Origin of the sequence: Nocardia pseudovaccinii NBRC 100343 (genome assembly GCF_001613225.1) — a bacterium.
Lineage (GTDB): Bacteria > Actinomycetota > Actinomycetes > Mycobacteriales > Mycobacteriaceae > Nocardia > Nocardia pseudovaccinii.
Genome location: NZ_BDBY01000382.1, coordinates 18,895 through 37,335 on the forward strand (window position 1 = coordinate 18,895; position 18,441 = coordinate 37,335).

Sequence of the window (18,441 nt, forward strand, 5' to 3'; positions counted from 1 at the left end):
GGATCGGTGCGAATAGGAATTCGTGATCGCCGTCTCGCCGCACGGTCTGGGTAGCCGCGGGTTCACTATGCTCACCAACATGGCCGATACCGCTCCATCCGCTGTGTACATCGCATCTCCGGAGGGTGACACCGGAAAATCGACGGTGGCCCTCGGCGTGCTCCAGATGCTGTGCGCGAGCACCGCCCGGGTCGGCGTATTCCGGCCGATCACCCGCTCGACCATCGAGCCGGACTACATCCTGGAACTGCTGCTCGAGCACAGCACCGCCGATATCGATTACGCGCAGGCCATCGGCGTCACCTACGAGCAAGTGCACGCCGATCCGGATGCCGCGATCAGCGAGATCGTGATGCGGTTCCACGAGGTCGCGAAGCTGTGTGACGCGATGGTGATCGTCGGCAGCGACTACACCGATGTGGCCAGCCCCAGCGAGTTGCGCTTCAATGCCCGCATCGCGGTGAACCTCGGCGCGCCCGTACTGCTGGTCGTGCGCGGTTCCGGCCGCACTGCGGACGAGGTCGAGCAGCTGGCCGAGCTGTGTGCACACGAGCTGTCCCTCGAACACGCGCACTTGGTGGCCATCATCGCGAACCGTTGCGATCCAGCGCGATTGGACGAAGTCGGCGTCGCGTTGAAGGGCTTCGATGTGCCCTCGTGGACGCTACCCGAAGTGCCGCTGCTGATTTCGCCGACCATGGCCGAGCTGTGTACCGCGATCGGCGGTGAAATGTACAGCGGCGATGTGGAATTGCTGCAGCGTGAGGCATTGCAGGTCATGGTCGGCGGCATGACGGCCGAACATATTCTGGAGCGGTTGGTCGACGGTGTCGTGGTCATCGCGCCGGGCGATCGCTCCGACGTGCTGCTCAGTGTCGTGAATGCGCATGAGGCGGAAGGCTTTCCGTCGCTGTCGGGCATCATCATGAACGGCGGCATGCTGCCGCATCCGGCCATCGCCAGGCTGATGAACGGCCTCAAACCCAAACTGCCGATCCTCACCACCGAACTGGGCACCTACGACGCCGCGAGCGCCGCCTACCGCACCCGCGGCCGCATGTCGGCGGGCAGCCCGCGCAAGGTCGACACCGCGCTGGCCCTGATGGAACAGCATGTCGACGCGTCGGAGTTGTTGCAGCGCATCGAAATTCCGGATACCTCCGTGGTGACGCCGCAGATGTTCGAATACCAGCTGATCGAACGCGCAAGGGCGGACCGCAAGACCATTGTGCTGCCCGAGGGCGATGACGACCGCATCCTGCGTGCGGCGGGGCGGGTGCTGCAGCGCAAGATCGCGGATCTGGTCATTCTCGGCGACGAGGCGGCGGTGCGCGCCCGCGCCGCCGAACTCGGCGTCGATATCTCGGCCGCACGGGTACTCGACCCGCGCACGTCCGGCTATCTCGACGAATTCGCCGCGGAGTACACCGAACTGCGCAAGCACAAGGGCATGACACTCGAGCGCGCCCGCGAAACCACGGCCGATATCTCGTATTTCGGCACCATGATGGTGCACAAGGGCATCGCTGACGGCATGGTCTCCGGCGCCGCGCACACCACTGCGCACACCATCCGGCCGTCCTTCGAGATCATCAAGACCGTGCCGGGCGTCTCCACCGTCTCCAGTGTGTTCCTCATGTGCCTGGCCGATCGGGTGCTCGCCTACGGTGACTGCGCCGTCGTGCCCGATCCGACCTCGGAGCAGCTGGCCGATATCGCGATCTCCTCCGCGCACACCGCGGCCCGCTTCGGCGTCGACCCGCGCGTAGCGATGCTGTCCTACTCGACCGGTGAATCCGGCAGCGGCGCCGATGTGGACAAGGTGCGCGTCGCCACCAAACTGGTTCGCGAGCGCGAGCCGGAACTGCTGGTGGAGGGCCCGATCCAGTACGACGCCGCGATCGAACCCACCGTTGCCACCACCAAACTCCCGGATTCCGAAGTGGCCGGGCGCGCAACGGTCTTCGTGTTTCCCGACCTCAACACCGGTAACAACACCTACAAGGCGGTCCAGCGCAGCGCCGGTGCGATCGCGATCGGCCCGGTGCTGCAGGGGCTGCGCAAACCGGTCAACGACCTGTCCCGCGGTGCGCTCGTCGCCGACATCGTCAATACGGTTGCCATCACCGCGATCCAGGCGCAGGAAGGCTGATGTGCGGTGCGGCACACGGCGGAACAATGGGGCCGGGTTCGCGGTTGCTGACCGAGTGCGGGGCACGCGCGTGACGCAGGAGGTGCTGGTATGACAAATGACCTGGTGCTGGTGATCAATTCCGGCTCGTCGTCGATCAAATACCAGCTGCTGGACCCGGAGTCGGGTGTGGTCGCCGCGTCCGGCATGGTCGATCGGATCGGCGAGGAGCAGGCCGGGATCGAGCACAAGGTCGATGGCCGAACCATCGAACGTCGTCAGCCGATCGCCGATCACACGGCGGGGCTGCGGCTGGTTTTCGATGTGTTCGCCGAATCCGGCCACGATCTGGCCACCGCGGGGGTGCGCGCGGTCGGGCACCGCGTGGTGCACGGGGGCGAAGTGTTCTACCGGCCGACGCTCATCGATGACGACGTGGTCGCGGCCATATCCGACTTGTCTTCGCTTGCGCCGCTGCACAATCCGGCGAATGTCGCGGGCATCGAGAGTGCGCGTGCACTGCTGCCCGGCGTACCGCAGGTGGCGGTCTTCGATACCGCGTTCTTCCACGGCCTGCCCGATGCCGCCAAGACCTACGCCATCGACGCGAAACTCGCTGCCGCGCATGGCATCCGGAAGTACGGTTTCCACGGCACGTCGCACGAGTACGTTTCGGGCCGGGTGGCCGCGCTACTCGATCGCGATCCCGCGGGCCTGAATCAGATCATCTTCCACCTCGGCAACGGCGCCTCGGCATCGGCCATCCGCGGTGGACACCCGATCGACACCACTATGGGCCTCACCCCGCTGGAGGGACTGGTGATGGGCACCAGGGGCGGCGATCTCGATCCCGGGATCTTCGCGCATCTGGTCCGTGCGGCCCACATGGATGTCGACCAGATCGACGAAATGCTGAACCGCAATGCGGGACTCAAGGGACTATCCGGCGTCAACGACTTCCGTGAGTTGCAGCGGCTCATCGACGCGGGCGACCCCGCGGCCCGACTGGCCTACGACGTGTACATCCATCGCCTGCGCCGCTACCTCGGCGCCTACCTGATCGAGCTCGGCGGCGTCGATGCCATCACCTTCACCGCGGGCGTCGGCGAGAACAGCCCGCAGGTCCGCGCCGACGCACTCGCCGGGCTGTCGCGCTTCGGCATCCAAGTCGATCCCGACCGCAATACCGCCGAAGACCGCGCGGCCCGGCACATATCCGCACCGGACGCGGAGGTCGCCGTGCTCGTCGTGCCGACCAATGAGGAATTGGCGATCGCGCAGGCCGCACTCCGCGTCGTCGCAGATCAGCGTGCTGATTGAGCGGCTCGAGAAAACCTCACGGAATCCTCACACTCGCTGCGGCAGTATTGGTATCGGATCAGGTTCGCGCCGGACGCCGTAACCGGGGCCGGACCTCCGCCGCTATCGGGTCCGCGATGCCCTCGCCGCTCCCGATGTGCCCGCTCCGGCTGCCCCCGGGGCGGGCTGGAAGCGCGGACCCCCGGGGATCATCGGTGTGCCGACTGCTCCGCGAATCGAGATCCGAGCCCGGCCGGCGTTCCCTCCCGGCCGGGTTTTGCTTTGCGGCGATCAGATCCAGGTCTTGGCTCGGATGGAATTCGCCAGGTCGACCAGCGCATAGCGGTGATTGCGCCCTGGGGCGCTGCGGGCCAGGGCGCGCAGTCCGGCCTCGGTGCCCGCGCGCAGCTCGCGCTCGGTGAACGGCGCGCCGAACAGGGTCGTCCCGTCGGTCCTCGGCGTGTTGCCCGATTGCAGCCAGGCCAGCGCGGCACCGAGGACGAGCACACGCATCTGGGTCGCGCGGCTCTCCCCGCCGGGCAGACCGACGACGCGCGAGGCCGAAAGGTGCAGGGTGGATTCGGGGAGTTCGGCGATCGGGGCGGCGGTGAGCAATAGCCACACCGCTGTCATCCGGGCCGTTGTGTAGTGCCGGGAGGCGGCGGGCACCTCGTCGAGCGCGCGCACGGCCTCGTCGACCTCACCCGCCTCGGCCGACTGCCTGGCCAGGCCGAATGCGGCGCTCACCACGGCGCGATCGGTGCGCCAGACCGTAGCGTAGAACTTCTCCGCATAAGCCCGCCACTGTTCGTGGTCGTCCGAATCCCAATGCTGCAGAACGAGTTCCGCGGTCGCCGCGAGTGCGAGCTTGGGCGCGATCTCGCCGGGCAGCACTCGCAGCACCGCGTCGAAGCTGTTGTAGGCCTGCTCGTAATCCAACTCGAGCAGCTGGGCCTGGCCCAGATACCAGTCGATGCGCCAGTCGTGATCGCCGGGCAGCTGTGACAGCATCTGCAGCACCGCCGCTGGTTCGCCGAGTTCGAGCCGGAGCTTGACCTCGGCCAGCGTAATTTCCAGATCCCATGTCTCCTGCGTTTTTTCGGGGTCGGCCACCGCGCGCTCATGTGCCTCCTGCAACGCCGCGAGCGCATCGTTCGGTTCTGGATGTGCCACGGCCGCGAGCACCGGCACCGATGCGTCCGTCGGATCGATCAGCGGAACCGGAAGGGCGGCAGCCACTTCGACGGCGCGCAGCAGATTGCTCCTGGCGATGCCATCGGCATAGGCGTCGGTTTGGCTGATCAACTCCTCGGTGCCGAAGCTGCCACGCTGTGGACTGAAAACTGTGGACAGCTGTGGATGCTCGGCACCGGTCTCCATGGACAGGATCTCGCGCAATACCCCGGCCAGCTGCGCCGACATGACGCGCGCGGAGGGGAAGCGGCGCTCGGGATCGGGATCGGTCGCGCACAGCAGCAGGCGATGGAAGAACTCGTAGCGTTCGAGCACCGGATGGTCGGCGGGGTCGGGAATGCCGTCGAGATAGCGTCCCTGTTCCATCGGCATGCTCAGCGTCAGCACGGCCAGCGTCCGTCCGACCGTGTAGATGTCCGAGGCCACCGTCGGGCCGGTCCTGGCGATCTCGGGCGCCTGAAAACCCCTGGTGCCGTATAGATTTCCGTAGGCATCGATGGTAGCGACGGCACCGAGGTCGATGAGTTTGACCTGATCCTCGGTGACCATGATGTTGTCGGGTTTGAGGTCGTTGTAGGTCAACCCGATCGAATGCAGATATTCCAGCGCGGGCAGGATCTCCAGCAGATACGCGATCGCCTCGGGGACCGGCATCCGCTCCGGCCGCGGGTAGGTGTCGAGCATATCGCGCAGCGAGCGGCCGCCGACGTACTCCATGACGATGTAGCCGATGGACTCGCCGTCCGGGCCGGTGTGCTCGACGAAGTTGTGGATCTTGACGATGCTGGGATGTGCCACCTCGGCGAGGAATTGGCGTTCGGCGACGGCGACCGCCTGCGCCTCGGTATCGCCCGCGTGCAGCAAACCCTTCAGGACGACCCAGCGGTCGCTGACATTGCGGTCGATCGCGAGGTAGATCCAGCCGAGTCCACCGTGCGCGATACAGCCCTGGATCTCGTACTGGCTCGACACCATATCGCCGTCGTGCAGTGACGGGCGGAAATCATATGGCGCACTGCAGGTTTCGCAGGTACCCGCGGTGGTCGCGGGGCGGGTCGCGGTGGCGCGGCCGACGGGGTTGCCGCAGCGCCAACAGAAGCGCCTGCCCTCGGAGACGACGGGATCGGCGAGCACCGCGGTGCGTGGATCGGCGGGCGGGATATTCGGGATCGTGACCAGTCCCGCGCCGAGTTTGCGTGTGGTCGGTCGCGAGCGCGCGGTGCGGACGCTGCGGCCGGAGGTGCGCATGGTCGCGGCGGAGGTCGGTTCCGGGGCATTCCACGCGCCGACGGTGAATTCGGCGGCCATATTGTCGCGGCGAACGGTTTCGCCGGACGCGGGTTGGTGGCGGATCGTTTCCGCGGAGGCGGGGTGGTCACGGGTCGTCTCGGCGGAGGCGGGGTGGTCGCGGGTCGTCTCGGCGGAAGCGGGGTGTCGACGAGCGGATTTGCCGCCGGTCTCCCCGGTACTGGCCTCGGGACGCAGGTTTTCGGCCTCGGGGCCGGTGCCCGGTGACCATCTGATCGTTTCGATGGCCGCGGAGCCCGGTTCGGCCGTATCTGGTTCGACGAACGTGGTTGCCCTGGTGCTTTCTCCGGATTCCTCGGCGGGTTCCTTCGGCTCGCCCTCGGTGGCATCGTGCGGTGATGTCATCGCCGTCAGTCCTGATAGGTCGCGACGGGCGGCGCTGGGAGCGGCCCTAGAGCGATGAGGTATTGCTGGTACAGCCGGGCCCATGTGCCGTCATTGCGGATGCGCTCCAGCGTGCCGTTGACGAAGCGGACAAGATCGTCGTTGCCCTTGGGGATTCCGATGCCGTAGGGCTCGACGCTGATGCTGGGGCCGACCAACTCGGTGTACGACGAGTCCTGCGTCGCCAGACCCGCGAGTACGGCGTCGTCGGTGCTGATCGCGTCGACTTGACGCTGCTGCAGCACGACCAAACAGTCGGCCCAGGTCGGCACGGTGAGGATGGCCGCGCCGGGCTGCTCGCGGCGCATGTGATCCAGCGAGGTGGTGCCGGATACGATGCACACCCGCTTACCGGCCAAATCGGCCAGACTTCGGATACCGGAGTTCTTCACCGCGAGCACCCGCTGATTCGCGTGCAGATAGACGGTCGAGAAGCTGACCTTCTGCCTCCGCTCGCAGTTGATCGTCATCGTCTTGGCGACAATATCGACGAGATGATTCTGCAGCGCGGACTCGCGCTCCGCGGACCCGAGACTGCGGTACTCGATCTGCTCCGGACTACCGAACAGATCGCGCGCGACCTCCCTGGCTATATCGGCATCGAACCCGACAATCGTGCCGCTCACCGGATCGCGGAAGCTGAAAAGGTTACTGCCGGTATCCAATCCGACCACCAGCCGACCGCGGGCCCGAATCGCATCGATCGTCGGTCCACGGGCGGCCGTACCCGCTCCGGTGGGCCGCAGACTCGCGGTCGGATCGCCGCACTGCTCGTCGCGTTCGGCTGGTATCGGTGAGTCCGTCGGTATCGAAACGGCTTTGGCGGGTAGTGGCGGTTCGGTGTATTTGGTGATCTTCGTATCGATCGTGTCCGAGCCCGCCGCGCACCCGGCGAGCAGGGCGATTGCGGCGAGCGCGGCGAGTAGCCCGCGCACGCGGTTCACCGGTACTCCCGAAGTCGCGGCCAGATGCCTAGGCCGACATAGCCTGCGGCGAGTATCCCCAACACCATCGCGCCCGGCGCCAGGAAGTCCAGTGATCGGGCCGCGCCGGAGATGTTGTCGCGCAACGTATCGCGCGTCGCGTCCAAGGCCAGGCCCAATGCGTCGTCCAGTGATTCCACCTGTGCCGCGGCATCCGCCGGGCCCGCCCCGGTCGCCACCGTCGCCGCCCCGACGAAATCGCCGTGGGCGAGGGCGTCGTTCATGCGCTGATGGGCCGCTCGCCAACGGGTAAGCGCCGCACGGGCCTTCGCGATCTCATCGGCCTCGGGCGCATCGGACGGATAGCCGTTGAGTAGTTCGTCGAGCCGGGTGACGCTGGACTCGTAGGTCCGGTCGTAGTCACCGGTGGCGTCGCGACGCACCAGTTTCAGCGTCTCCGCCGAACGCGCCTGCTGGGTCAGGATGCGGCTCTCGGTCAAACGGGAACTCGGCACCGCGCCGTGGTCGCGGCCGCCGATCATCTCCGCGGCCGAGACCGATCCGGCGACCAGCGTCCACGCCAACAGGATCAGCATCCCGGTGGAGGCGAGCAGCAGTCCCGGATTGAGCACGCGATGCCAGCGCTTCGACAGATCGAACTGCGCCCAGATCAGCGCTCCCAGCGCCAGGATCAGCACACCGATAGCGGACCACGGCGGCTGCACGTGATGCCGCTGGGCCGCGCTCACGGCATCGGAGCGATGGCTCTGCAGTTGTGCGGCCATCGGCAGCAGGACGGTCTGCATCTGATTCGATGCCTCGCTCAAATACGCGGCGCCGACCGGGTACCCGTTGCGATTGTTCGCGCGGGCGGTTTCGACCAGACCAGAGTAGACCGGCAGGCCGGTGGCGATGCCGGTTCGGAGTCGAGTATCCGGGTCGTCGTCGGTGGCCTGTCCGGCCGCGTGGCCCGATTGCGTCACCAATTCCGCGGACGCCTCGCCCAGCGCCTGGCTGTAGCGATCGCGCACGGTCTCCGGTTCCAGGCCGCCCGCGATGAACGCGGTACTCGCCGCGGCGTCCGCGATGGACAGCGACGTGTAGAGGTGGTGGGAGGAGTTCGCGTCCGGCTCGGTGTCGTCGAGCAGGATGTCCAGTGCCTGCTGGCGATCGCTCACCGTGGAGGCGGTCATCATGCCCGCGGCCAAGCACAGGCCGATGAGCAGCAGACCGATGGCGATGAGCCGACCCGGTGTCGATAGCGCGAAGGATCGTAGGTTGGCCGGGTCCAGATGGGCGCGTAGCCCAGCTTCGCGCGGCACGTCCAGCCGCTCGGGCCCGACATCGGCCGTGACCGACGGCGGCCGCGGGGCCGTCGTCGAGTCGAGCGCTGCCATCTCCACCTCCCCGGTTGGTGCGCACATGTGCTCCTGCTGGGAGCTTATTGTGGTCTTACCGGCGCCGTGGCGTGTGAAACAACCGCGCGACGGCTAGATGAGGATGGTAACCAGATGCGTGGTGACGGTGACGGTTGGTCACGCGGCCCGGACGGATTGCGGCATTGGGGCCGCTTCGGCGCCGCCGGACTTCTGCTGCGCGCCCCGCTCGCGGGCGGTGGTTCTGCGGTGTTGTTGCAGCACCGCGCGCCGTGGAGTCATCAGGGCGGCACCTGGGCGTTGCCCGGTGGCGCCCGTGACAGCCACGAGACCCCGGTGCACGCGGCTGTCCGCGAGGCATGGGAAGAAGCGGGCATCGATCCCGCCGATGTTCGGGTGCGCGGCGAGCGAATCACCGCGACGGCGTTGAGCGGCTGGACGTACACCACCGTTGTCGCCGATGCCGTGATGACTCTGCCGACGAGTCGCAACCGGGAGAGCAGTGCGTTGGCCTGGGTCCCCGAGGGCGAGGTCGACAGCCATCCGCTGCACCCCGGCTTCGCGGCCTCCTGGCCCGCATTGCGGGCGGCTCCGGCGCGCGTCCGTCTCGACGACATCGATGTGGACGACGCCGGTACGGTCGCGGCCGCGCTGCCTCGTACCGTCGACCTCGCCGATCAGGGCTTCGTCTGGTTGCACGCGGATCCCGAAGGCCCAGGTGCCTACGCCCGCATCGTCGATGCGGATATTGATGCGACGGATGCCGTGCGGACGGACGCGAATTCGGAGATCGCGCCAGCCGATTCGATCTTGTCGCTCACCCGGGTTCAAGTGCTGTCCTGAAAGTGCGTGTTCCGACATCGGTTAGCGGGCCGCAGCCGATCGAGTGGGCAGCGGGCTGAGCTTCAGGCGTGGTCGTCCTGTTCGGGTTGATCGGGCTGTGGTGGGTCGTGTTGTCCTGCACCGACTCCTCGGAGGCTGCTGCCCCGAGGTCGTTTGCCGTCTCGTGGTATTCCTGGCCGTGCTGGGTGCGTCATGTGCCGTACCCGGCTTACCTCCCGCCGTCGGGTGGTCAGCCCGTGGCTACCAGCTCAGTCCACTGGCTGTGGTTGCGTTCTCGAGAGTTCGTCGAGCGTAGTCGAATGGCGGTTGAAGGCGAGGGTTCGGGCCGCCATTCGACTGCGCTCGATGAGCTCGAGCCGCGCTGCGAGTGTCAGCTGAGCTGAGTGTTGTGTAGCAGCGCTGTTTTCAGGTGGCGGGCGGCTGCTTCGGGGTCGCGGGCCTCGGTGATCGCGCGGACTACGACGACGCGCTCGGCTCCCGCCGCCAGCACCTCGGGTAGTCGTTCGGCGTCGATGCCGCCGATCGCGAACCACGGGCGGGTGGGGTGGGCGTCGGAGGTGGAACGCACCAAGTCCAGGCCCGCCGCCTGACGTCCCGGCTTGGTCGGTGTGGCCCACACCGGTCCGGTGCAGAAATAGTCGACGTTCTCGTCGACCGCCGCGAGCCCGGCCTGCGCACGGTTGGTGGTGGAGCGCCCGATCACCACATCGGGTCCGAGAATGCGCCGGGCGTACCACGGCGGCAGATCGTTCTGTCCGAGGTGCAGCACATCGGCCCCGGCGGCGAGCGCGATATCGGCGCGGTCGTTCACCCCGACCAGTGCGCCGTGCCTGCGGGCCGCGGCCTTCAATTCGGCGAGTGCGCCGATCTCGGCCTTGGCCTCGAGCGGGCCGAACTTCGCCTCGCCGGGCGACCCTTTATCCCTGAGCTGAATGATGTCGACACCGCCCGCGAACGCGGCCTCGGCGAACCTGGCCAGGTCGCCCTTCTCCCTGCGTGCGTCCGTGCAGAGATACAGCCGGGCGGTAGCCAAACGCTCCCTGGGCGATAGGGACCGGAACTGGTGGGAGGGTTGCACGTGCTCGACCGTAGTCGCGCTACCGTGGGGATGCGAATAGTGAGGCAGGTGGATCAAATGCGGACTCTGGCCGTCGTCGGTGGCGGCGCCATCGGACTCGCCGCCGCCTGGCGGGCGGCCGAGGCGGGATGGTCGGTCACCGTATTCGATCCTGCCGTCGGCTCCGGCGCCTCCTGGGTTGCCGGGGGGATGCTCGCACCACTGTCCGAGGGCTGGCCGGGGGAGGACCTGGTCCTCGAATTCGGCGCTGCCTCGCTGGCCCGCTGGCCCGACTTCGCCGCCCGACTGGAATCGACCACCGGTGTATCGGTATTCGTCGCCGAGGAAACCCTGACCGTCGCGCTGGATGGCGCGGATGCCGCCGATCTGCGCACGGTGGCCGAATGGGTCGGCGGCCGAGGTCATGAGCTCGAGGTGCTCGACCGAGCCGGTGTGCGCGCGCTGGAACCCGCGATCGCTCGCACCGTGCGCGCCGGTCTGCGCGCCGCCGCCGAACCCGCAATCGACAACCGGCTGCTGCTCGAAGCACTCCAAAATGCTTGCGGCACAGCAGGAGTCGAGGTATGTGCCGAGACGGTCGACGCGGTGGACGCACTGCCGCACGACCAAATCGTGCTCGCCGCGGGGGCGGCATCGTCGCTGCTGTGGCCCGGACTCCCGGTCCGCCCGGTGAAGGGCGAGATCCTGCGGCTGCGCCATCGTCCAGGCGCGACACCCCCGCCGCAGCGCGTGATTCGCGCGCGCGTGCACGGCAGGCAGGTCTACCTGGTGCCGCGCGCGGACGGAATCGTTGTCGGCGCAACACAATACGAGGCGGGCTACGACACGACGGTGACCGTCGCCGGAGTCCGCGATCTGATCGCCGACGCCGAGGCGGTGCTGCCCGGTATCGGCGAATACGAATTGGCCGAGGCCAGTGCCGGATCCAGGCCGGGCACCCCCGACAACCTGCCCTTGATCGGACGGCTCACCGACCGGATCGTGACGGCCACCGGCCACGGCCGCAACGGCATGCTCGCGGTGCCGCTCACCGTCGACGCGGTGCTGAGCCTGCTCGATGGCGCACCGCTTGGTGACGCGAAAGCTGCCGACCCCCAACGTTTTTTGACGGCGCATCCGCCGTCACTCGCTACATCTGCAGGAGGAGTTCGATGACCTCGGTCCCCATCGGTGTCACCGTTAACGGGCAGGACCACGAATTCGACGGATCCATCACGGTGCGTGAACTGCTCGATCGTCTCGGGCTGCCGTGCCAGGGCGTCGCGCTCGCGGTGGATGGTGCGGTCTTCCCGAAGTCCCGCTGGGACGAGCCGGTCGGCCGCGGCTGGGAGATCGAAGTGCTTACGGCGGTTCAGGGTGGCTGACGCACTGGAAACCCCTGACGCGCTGGAGATTGCGGGCAAGCGGTTCGGCTCCCGCCTCATCATGGGCACCGGCGGCGCCGAGAATCTCGCCGTGCTGGAGGAGGCGCTGATCGCCTCGGGCACCGAGCTCACCACGGTCGCCATGCGCCGGGTCGACGCCGTCGGTGGCACCGGCGTCCTCGACCTGCTCAAACGCCTCGAGATCATGCCACTGCCCAACACTGCGGGCTGTCGCACCGCCGCCGAGGCCGTGCTCACCGCGCAACTGGCCGCCGAGGCGCTCGACACCAACTGGGTCAAACTCGAGGTGATCGCCGACGAGCGCACCCTGCTCCCGGACCCGATCGAATTGCTGACCGCCGCAGAACAATTGGTCGACGCCGGATTCGTCGTGCTGCCCTACACCACCGACGACCCGATCCTGGCCCGCCGACTCGAGGACGCGGGCTGCGCCGCAGTCATGCCCCTCGGCGCCCCGATCGGCACCGGACTCGGCATCGGCAATCCGCACAATATCGAGATGATCGTGGCGGCTGCGGGCGTCCCGGTCATCCTCGACGCGGGCATCGGCACCGCGAGCGATGCCGCGCTTGCCATGGAACTGGGCTGCTCGGCGGTATTGCTCGCCACCGCCGTGACCCGCGCCCAGCACCCCGCCCTCATGGCGGCGGCCATGCGCTCCGCGGTCAACGCAGGCCACCTCGCCCGCCACGCAGGCCGCATCCCCAAACGCTTCTGGGCACAGGCTTCCTCGCCGGCCCGCTGAGTCGGGGCCGCCCCTTGCCAGGTTCGGCGCTCGCGCTGGTATTCGCAGGTCGGGTGTGAAGTGAGCGCTGGAAGCCGCGCATACTTCCCCGGCCGCATGTGGATGCGCCGCACATGTATGTGCGGCTTCCAGCGCGCGGTGGTTTGCGGTCGGCTGTGCTGAAGTCGAGTTCAGATCTTGACGTTGGCCCATCGGGCGAAGCGCGCGAGTGTGTCCGTGCCGCGCCGGGCGCGAGCGATCACGCGAACCGTTTCGTGAACTTGTGGGTGGTTGCGAGTCAATTCCGGAGCCACCATCCGCGCTTGCTCGAGACTGCCGAGTGCGCGCTGCTTGTCGCCGTGCAACAGCCATCCACGCGATACGTCGATGAAGTGGTGCCCGGCGCGGGAGGGTGCTACCGACGCAGGTAGGCGGATGCGTTCGGCCCGTGACACAGCGGTGGTCCCGTCGGACAACTCGACCGGTACGGCGACGGAGTGGATGGCGACGTTCGAGGGCCGAAATCCGGTCCCGTAGTTGCGGTACCGGTCGTCGCCGATCGCCTCGGCGATACCGCGGGCTTCTTGTATGTGCGACTCCGCGGCATCGCCGTCGAGCGCTCGGGCTGAGAGGATCGACCCACGCAGGTGCAGCGCGCCCCGCACTGCGAGCAGATCCGGTGTCGTGTCCAGTTGCTCGCTGGCGGTGTAGGCGCGTTCGATAGTTTTCGAGCCCGCGACATAGGCGCCGGAGTACAGCAGGATCAACGCCCGGTTGTACTCAGCGGCGAGCGGCCAGATCGGGTCGCCGCTGCGGTCGGCTGCCCAACCACAGCGCTCCGCGGCGAGTCCCGCCAAGTCGAGATAACCGTACTGATAAGCGAACAGCATGGCCTTGCTGTAGGCGTAGGCCAACGTCGAGTAAATGGCTTCCAGTTCGCGGCCGGGGTTCTCGTTGTCGGCGAGCATGTGCAGCCCACGAATAACGTCCGGCAGATCTGCGGTCAGATCGGTGTATCGGGCGCGGCGCATGCCCTCGCGCACACGATCGAGCGCCGTCGTCAGATCGTCGAATGTGGTTGGCCCCGTGAGTGGTTCGTCGTTGAATGCCACGATCGCGCGCCGCAGCTCGGGAATGGTGGCGTGTGCCGCCGCATCAGCGTAGTCGGGCGTGTACGGCTGACCGGTCAAGGCGCCGATGCTCACTCCCAGCACGCGGGCGATAGCCGCGATGAACGCGGGTGAGGCGGGCCGGTCGCCCTGTTCGACTTTGCGTAGCAGCGACAGCGAGACGTTGGCCTTCTGCGCAAGCTGGATCTGCGTCAGCCGCGCGAGCTTGCGTGCCCTGGAGGTGCGGGCACCGACCCCCATCTCATCCATACCCCAACAGTGCCACACGCTGTGGCGCTTCGCAGGCGCTCGGACGGCGACGCTACAGGTCAGCCCCGCTGTCGGGTTGACCTTTCCGGTCCTCGGCGGCGGGTGCCCAATATTCGAACGAGGGGGTACATGCGATGCGAGAAGAGCCGACCGCGCTGGGATGGGTCGACCTCGATATCAGTTCGGCGTCGGGCTGGGACGCGGCGCAGGTTCGGCGGCTGGCGCAGCGGCTCGGGTACGCGCTGATCTGGCCGCCGGAGTTGTCGCCGCTTCCGCTGGTCGACCAGGTGCGCTGCGCTGATGTCGATGCGGTGATCGCGCCGTCGCTCGAACATCTGAATGTGCTTGCGGTGAACGCGATCATGAGCGTGGCCGATGTGGAGATCGTGCTGCCACGGCTGTCGTTCCACCGTTGGGCGGCGGTCATGCCTACCGGACGGCTGCGGTGAGCGGGACGGTTGTGTTCGAGTTGGCAGTCGCGGTTGGGTTACCACTGGCGGTGCTTGTCGGCGCGGTGTGCTGGCCGAACCATGACCGCGATGACGACGAGTAGACACGGCACGGTATTGGTAGCAACTGCCGTGACCGCCGGGGCGCTCGTCCGAGTCCGCTGGTTGATGCCGGATGTGGCGGGCGCTCGGAGCCCGGCTCGTTAACCGGGGCATCGGTCGGGGGGATTCCCTTGCTGGCCCATGCACCTCATTCGTTCGTCGCTGCATTTCGCGATCGGCTATATACGACCGAGGAGGGGCGATATGGACCGACGGAAACAATTGAGTGCGCACCGCGAAGCGGAGGTCAGATTGCGGCTCGCGGATGCTCGCGCCCGCCTCCTTGCGACCGGCGAGACGTACACCCGTAGCGAAGGCGGTCGCGCCCCCGAGCGGTCGGAGATGTTCCGGCAGGCGCAGAACGATATCCACGCGGCCGAGCAGGCGCGTAACCGCTTGCTTGTCGAGTTGGTCGGCGACGCCGACCAGGTGCCGGTTGAGCTGGCTGAGCGCCTCGGCCTCACCGGTCGCGAAGCCGTGCACATTGTGACGACGGCACGCACGGGTTCGCAGCGGATGAGAGCGCATGTACTGGGGGAACAGTCGGACACTGAGGCCACGCGCCCAGTCTGGACCAGCGAGACGGATCCGGGGCGGTAGAAAGTGCGGGCCGACTCACAATCGCGATGACAAGGACGGCCAGTAGACGTTGAGCAATGGGCCGCTTGGAGACCCGCCGCGCCTGACTCGTTAACGGGGGCAACGCCCAGGGGGATTCCCTGATGGCGACTCGGGGGCGAGGCATCGTGCCTCATCCTCGAGGATGATTGAACTCGGCACCATTTAATGACGCGCGTGGCCGCGCAATGAGGAAAGCTGGTCATCATGATCGAGCTGAGGGGCCTGACCAAGCATTACGGGCAGACCGTCGCGGTTCAAGATCTCTCCTTCACCGTTCGACCCGGACAGGTGACGGGCTTTCTTGGGCCGAACGGCGCCGGTAAATCCACCACCATGCGGATGATCCTCGGCCTGGACAAGCCCACCGCGGGCACCGCATTGATCCAGGGCAAGCCGTACCACGAGCTGGACCATCCGCTGCGCGCCGTCGGTGCGCTGCTGGATGCCAAGTGGGTGCATCCGAACCGTTCGGCCCGCGCGCATCTGCAGTGGATGGCCGCCTCCAACGAGATCGCCATGTCCCGCGTGGACGAGGTGCTGCGGCTGGTCGGCCTGTCCGAGGTGGCGGGTAAAAATGCCGGAGGCTTCTCCCTCGGCATGTCGCAGCGGCTCGGCTTGGCCGGGGCGCTGCTCGGCGATCCGCCGATACTGCTGTTCGACGAGCCCGTGAACGGCCTGGACCCCGAGGGCATCCTCTGGATCCGCCGCTTCATGCAGCGGCTCGCGGCCGAGGGGCGGACCGTGCTGGTCTCGAGCCATCTGCTCTCCGAAATGGCCCAGACCGCAGAACATTTGGTCGTGATCGGACGCGGTCAGCTGATTTCCGATTCGACCACCCAGGAATTCATCGAGCGCGCCTCGGAACAGTCGGTGCGCGTGCGCAGTCCGCAGCTCGAGCAGTTGCGCAGCCTGCTTACCTCCAATGGCATGACCGTCCGCGAGGACGGCACCGGCCAGGACGGCGGCGCATTGGTCGTCGCCGGGGTGACCAGCGACGCGGTCGGCAAGCTGGCCGGTTCGAACGACATCACCCTGTACGAATTGGCACCGCAGCGGGCTTCGCTGGAGGAGGCATTCATGCGGATGACCGGCGGCGCGGTGCAGTACCACGGCGAAGGCTTCGACCAGGTAATGGGAGGTGCGCTCTGATGGGCGTGCTGGCAGCGGAACGTATCAAGCTCACCTCGACCAGGTCGCCGTGGTGGTGCTCGGCGATCGTGGTGGTGCTCGCGCTCGGCTTGGCCGCGCTGTTCGCGGCGGTGGCCCGCTCGTCGTCGGGCAAGGAGAACGCGCTCGACCTGACCGTCGCCACCGCGGTCGGCGGGATCAGCGGATTCGGCGTGATGGTCCTGATGATCATGGCCACCTTGACCGTGACCAGCGAATACCGCTTCGGCATCATCCGGACCACCTACCAGGCGACACCGCATCGCGCCAAGGTGATCGCCACCAAGGCGGGTCTGGTCGGCGTCTACGGCGCGGTGCTCACGATCGTGCTGGCCTTTGCCGCCTTCGCGATCGCCAAGGCGATCGGCGGCGATGCGAGCAACAACCTGACGCTCTCCGGCGGCGACGCTTGGCGCGAGATCTACGGCATTCCGATCTATGCCCTGCTCAGCGTGATCCTGGCGGTCGGCATCGGCGTGCTGGTTCGGCAGTCGGCTGCGGCGATTTCGCTGATCGTGCTCTGGCCTCTGCTCATCGAGCCGCTGCTCGGCGCCTTCGGCAGCTTCGGGCGCAATGTGCAGCCGTTCCTGCCGTTCGCGAATGCGAGCCACTTCTACAGCGCATCGGAATCGACCGCGAACTGGCACTGGGGACCGTGGGGCGGCCTGCTCTACTTCGCGGCTTTCGTCGCAATTGTCTTCGGCGGTGCACTGGTTATGGTCAACCAACGCGATGCATGATTGAACTACCCGAGTTGCCCTCCCTCGCCGCTCGGGTGACGGGTGCCGACCTTGTCGGGAGGTCCGAGCGCCCCGCGCACTGTCCGCCACTGCCCGGCGGACTATGCGAACATCGGCCCGGTGTGTGAATCCCCTTCCACACCGGGTCGGTGTATGTATTCGGGCAATCCAGGCAGTATGTGAACATCCCGGAAACTAAGCCCGGCACCGCTTCCATCCAGAATCGATGCTGGCTACTCTCGGAGTCAGCAACCAGTGAGTTACCCATTGGCGGACCCGGCGTTGTGCCCGCTCAGTCTGATCGAGGGGGCGCAGGTGGCGACAATAAGTAACCCGCCGACGGTTGGTCGGCTGAGATACGCTCGGGGCGTGACCGAAACACCTTCCGGCGGTGCTGAGCCGGGGACGGAACCGGAAGACAACGGGGGCGTTCCGTCCGAGGTGACCATACCGTTGGTGCCCGCCGATGAGGACCGATCCGCTCGTCGTCCCGGCTCGGGAATGCGACGCGGGCAGTTCTCCGCCTTGATGAATGCCGCGAACCAGCGGCCCGACATCATCGGTGTGCTGCGCAAGGCGCGTGAACAACTGCCGGGTGACCCGTCTTTCGGTGACCCACTGTCGGTTTCGGGTCCGGGCGGCGCCCGCGCGGTGGCGCGAGCGGCGGATAAGTTGGTCGGCGATACGCCGAGCGCGGCCCGGGAAATCGGGTTCGGCGCACTGCAGGTCTGGCAGGCCATGTTGGAGCGCGTCGGACGCGGTCGAGGTAGCGAAGAAATAACTGTGATGTTCACCGATCTGGTGGCGTTCTCCAGTTGGTCGCTCTCGGCGGGCGATGAGGCGACCCTCGAACTGTTGCGCGGGGTTGCCAAGGCCATCGAGCCGCCGATCGCCGATCGCGGCGGTCAGGTGGTCAAGCGCATGGGCGACGGTGTGATGGCCGTGTTCACCTCGGCCGATCGTGCGGTGCGTGCCGCTGTGCAGGCGAAACGGAATCTGGCCGACGTCAGCGTGCGCGGTTATCGCCCGCAGATGCGGATCGGTCTGCACACCGGCTCGCCGCGCGAGATCGGCGGCGACTGGCTCGGCGTGGATGTGACGATCGCCGCTCGTGTGATGGAGGCCGGGGGCAACGGCAACACCATGCTTTCGCACGCGACATTGCAGTCCGTCGAACCGGAGACACTCGAGGAGCTCGGATTCTCGGTCAAGCCGTATAGGCGCAGTTTCTTCGCCGCACCACTGAGCGGCGTGCCGGAGGATCTGCGGATCTTCCGCCTGAACTCTGTCTGATTTGCGGCGCCTGCGGCGCCGCGTGTTCGCGGCCCCCTGGTGTCT

16 protein-coding genes are annotated in these 18,441 nt (G+C 67.1%); 11 read left to right on the forward strand and 5 right to left on the reverse strand.

The window, feature by feature from the left end; genetic code table 11:
* The first annotated feature begins 79 nt into the window (after positions 1–79).
* Together pta and NP3_RS41420 are read left to right on the forward strand one after the other, a co-directional pair.
* The gene (gene pta, locus NP3_RS41415; protein ID WP_063047176.1) at positions 80–2,152 is read left to right on the forward strand and encodes a phosphate acetyltransferase; all 2,073 of its coding nucleotides are present in this window, start codon (positions 80–82) and stop codon (positions 2,150–2,152) included.
* Positions 2,153–2,242: 90 nt separating this feature from the next.
* Positions 2,243–3,451, forward strand: coding sequence for an acetate kinase (locus NP3_RS41420; protein ID WP_063047161.1), 1,209 nt, complete (start codon positions 2,243–2,245; stop codon positions 3,449–3,451).
* A gap of 270 nt (positions 3,452–3,721) precedes the next feature.
* On the opposite strand, the gene NP3_RS41425 is transcribed toward NP3_RS41420, so the two are convergent.
* From NP3_RS41425 to NP3_RS41435, 3 genes are read right to left on the reverse strand one after another with little or no spacing between them, the layout of a single operon-like run.
* Entirely contained in the window at positions 3,722–6,277 is a 2,556-nt protein-coding gene (locus tag NP3_RS41425; RefSeq protein ID WP_084509615.1) for a serine/threonine-protein kinase, read from the reverse strand.
* A 5-nt stretch (positions 6,278–6,282) separates the two neighbouring features.
* Complete coding sequence (locus NP3_RS41430; RefSeq protein ID WP_063047162.1) at positions 6,283–7,260, reverse strand: glutamate ABC transporter substrate-binding protein; 978 nt, start codon at positions 7,258–7,260, stop codon at positions 6,283–6,285.
* A complete protein-coding gene (locus tag NP3_RS41435) occupies positions 7,257–8,636 on the reverse strand; it encodes a GlnX family signal transduction membrane protein (protein WP_063047163.1) in 1,380 nt (459 codons plus the stop codon). The genes NP3_RS41430 and NP3_RS41435 overlap by 4 nt, the downstream gene beginning before the upstream one ends.
* A gap of 114 nt (positions 8,637–8,750) precedes the next feature.
* Here NP3_RS41435 and NP3_RS41440 point away from each other — a divergent pair, with 114 nt between their 5' ends.
* Positions 8,751–9,458, forward strand: coding sequence for an NUDIX hydrolase (locus tag NP3_RS41440; protein WP_063047164.1), 708 nt, complete (start codon positions 8,751–8,753; stop codon positions 9,456–9,458).
* 370 nt (positions 9,459–9,828) lie between these two features.
* Here the strand turns inward: NP3_RS41440 and thiE are convergent, their stop codons facing one another.
* On the reverse strand, positions 9,829–10,536 hold the full coding sequence (gene thiE, locus NP3_RS41450) for a thiamine phosphate synthase (RefSeq protein ID WP_063047166.1): 708 nt from the start codon (positions 10,534–10,536) through the stop codon (positions 9,829–9,831).
* Between the two features lie 57 nt (positions 10,537–10,593).
* Here thiE and thiO point away from each other — a divergent pair, with 57 nt between their 5' ends.
* From thiO to NP3_RS41465, 3 genes are read left to right on the forward strand one after another with little or no spacing between them, the layout of a single operon-like run.
* Positions 10,594–11,691 carry a glycine oxidase ThiO gene (thiO, locus tag NP3_RS41455; RefSeq protein WP_063047167.1) on the forward strand — a complete coding sequence of 366 codons (1,098 nt, stop codon included), beginning with the start codon at positions 10,594–10,596 and terminating at the stop codon, positions 11,689–11,691.
* Complete coding sequence (gene thiS, locus NP3_RS41460; RefSeq protein WP_063047168.1) at positions 11,688–11,900, forward strand: sulfur carrier protein ThiS; 213 nt, start codon at positions 11,688–11,690, stop codon at positions 11,898–11,900. The genes thiO and thiS overlap by 4 nt, the downstream gene beginning before the upstream one ends.
* Positions 11,893–12,666 carry a thiazole synthase gene (locus NP3_RS41465; RefSeq protein WP_373864824.1) on the forward strand — a complete coding sequence of 258 codons (774 nt, stop codon included), beginning with the start codon at positions 11,893–11,895 and terminating at the stop codon, positions 12,664–12,666. Before thiS ends, NP3_RS41465 begins: the two co-directional genes overlap by 8 nt.
* Positions 12,667–12,836: 170 nt before the next feature.
* Here the strand turns inward: NP3_RS41465 and NP3_RS41470 are convergent, their stop codons facing one another.
* The gene (locus NP3_RS41470) at positions 12,837–14,024 is read right to left on the reverse strand and encodes a helix-turn-helix domain-containing protein (protein WP_063047169.1); all 1,188 of its coding nucleotides are present in this window, start codon (positions 14,022–14,024) and stop codon (positions 12,837–12,839) included.
* A 134-nt stretch (positions 14,025–14,158) separates the two neighbouring features.
* Here NP3_RS41470 and NP3_RS41475 point away from each other — a divergent pair, with 134 nt between their 5' ends.
* The 5 genes from NP3_RS41475 to NP3_RS41495 all read left to right on the forward strand — a co-directional run bounded on the left by NP3_RS41475 (position 14,159) and on the right by NP3_RS41495 (position 18,396).
* The gene (locus tag NP3_RS41475; RefSeq protein WP_063047170.1) at positions 14,159–14,473 is read left to right on the forward strand and encodes a hypothetical protein; all 315 of its coding nucleotides are present in this window, start codon (positions 14,159–14,161) and stop codon (positions 14,471–14,473) included.
* 306 nt (positions 14,474–14,779) lie between these two features.
* The gene (locus tag NP3_RS41480; RefSeq protein WP_157124904.1) at positions 14,780–15,175 is read left to right on the forward strand and encodes a hypothetical protein; all 396 of its coding nucleotides are present in this window, start codon (positions 14,780–14,782) and stop codon (positions 15,173–15,175) included.
* Between the two features lie 225 nt (positions 15,176–15,400).
* Positions 15,401–16,345 (forward strand): ABC transporter ATP-binding protein, encoded by a 945-nt coding sequence (locus NP3_RS41485; protein ID WP_063047172.1) that lies wholly within the window; start codon positions 15,401–15,403, stop codon positions 16,343–16,345.
* Positions 16,345–17,103, forward strand: coding sequence for an ABC transporter permease (locus NP3_RS41490; protein WP_040696716.1), 759 nt, complete (start codon positions 16,345–16,347; stop codon positions 17,101–17,103). The genes NP3_RS41485 and NP3_RS41490 overlap by 1 nt, the downstream gene beginning before the upstream one ends.
* Before the next feature lie 369 nt (positions 17,104–17,472).
* Entirely contained in the window at positions 17,473–18,396 is a 924-nt protein-coding gene (locus tag NP3_RS41495; RefSeq protein ID WP_373864825.1) for an adenylate/guanylate cyclase domain-containing protein, read from the forward strand.
* Positions 18,397–18,441 lie beyond the last annotated feature (45 nt).

Bases quoted from the DNA above. Each gene is read 5' to 3' on its own strand.
- pta (WP_063047176.1), top strand. From the start codon at position 80: ATGGCCGATACCGCTCCATCCGCTGTGTACATCGCATCTCCGGAGGGT.
- NP3_RS41420 (WP_063047161.1), top strand. From the start codon at position 2,243: ATGACAAATGACCTGGTGCTGGTGATCAATTCCGGCTCGTCGTCGATC.
- NP3_RS41425 (WP_084509615.1), bottom strand. From the start codon at position 6,277: ATGACATCACCGCACGATGCCACCGAGGGCGAGCCGAAGGAACCCGCC.
- NP3_RS41435 (WP_063047163.1), bottom strand. From the start codon at position 8,636: ATGGCAGCGCTCGACTCGACGACGGCCCCGCGGCCGCCGTCGGTCACG.
- NP3_RS41440 (WP_063047164.1), top strand. From the start codon at position 8,751: ATGCGTGGTGACGGTGACGGTTGGTCACGCGGCCCGGACGGATTGCGG.
- thiO (WP_063047167.1), top strand. From the start codon at position 10,594: ATGCGGACTCTGGCCGTCGTCGGTGGCGGCGCCATCGGACTCGCCGCC.
- thiS (WP_063047168.1), top strand. From the start codon at position 11,688: ATGACCTCGGTCCCCATCGGTGTCACCGTTAACGGGCAGGACCACGAA.
- NP3_RS41470 (WP_063047169.1), bottom strand. From the start codon at position 14,024: ATGGATGAGATGGGGGTCGGTGCCCGCACCTCCAGGGCACGCAAGCTC.
- NP3_RS41475 (WP_063047170.1), top strand. From the start codon at position 14,159: ATGCGAGAAGAGCCGACCGCGCTGGGATGGGTCGACCTCGATATCAGT.
- NP3_RS41480 (WP_157124904.1), top strand. From the start codon at position 14,780: ATGGACCGACGGAAACAATTGAGTGCGCACCGCGAAGCGGAGGTCAGA.
- NP3_RS41485 (WP_063047172.1), top strand. From the start codon at position 15,401: ATGATCGAGCTGAGGGGCCTGACCAAGCATTACGGGCAGACCGTCGCG.
- NP3_RS41490 (WP_040696716.1), top strand. From the start codon at position 16,345: ATGGGCGTGCTGGCAGCGGAACGTATCAAGCTCACCTCGACCAGGTCG.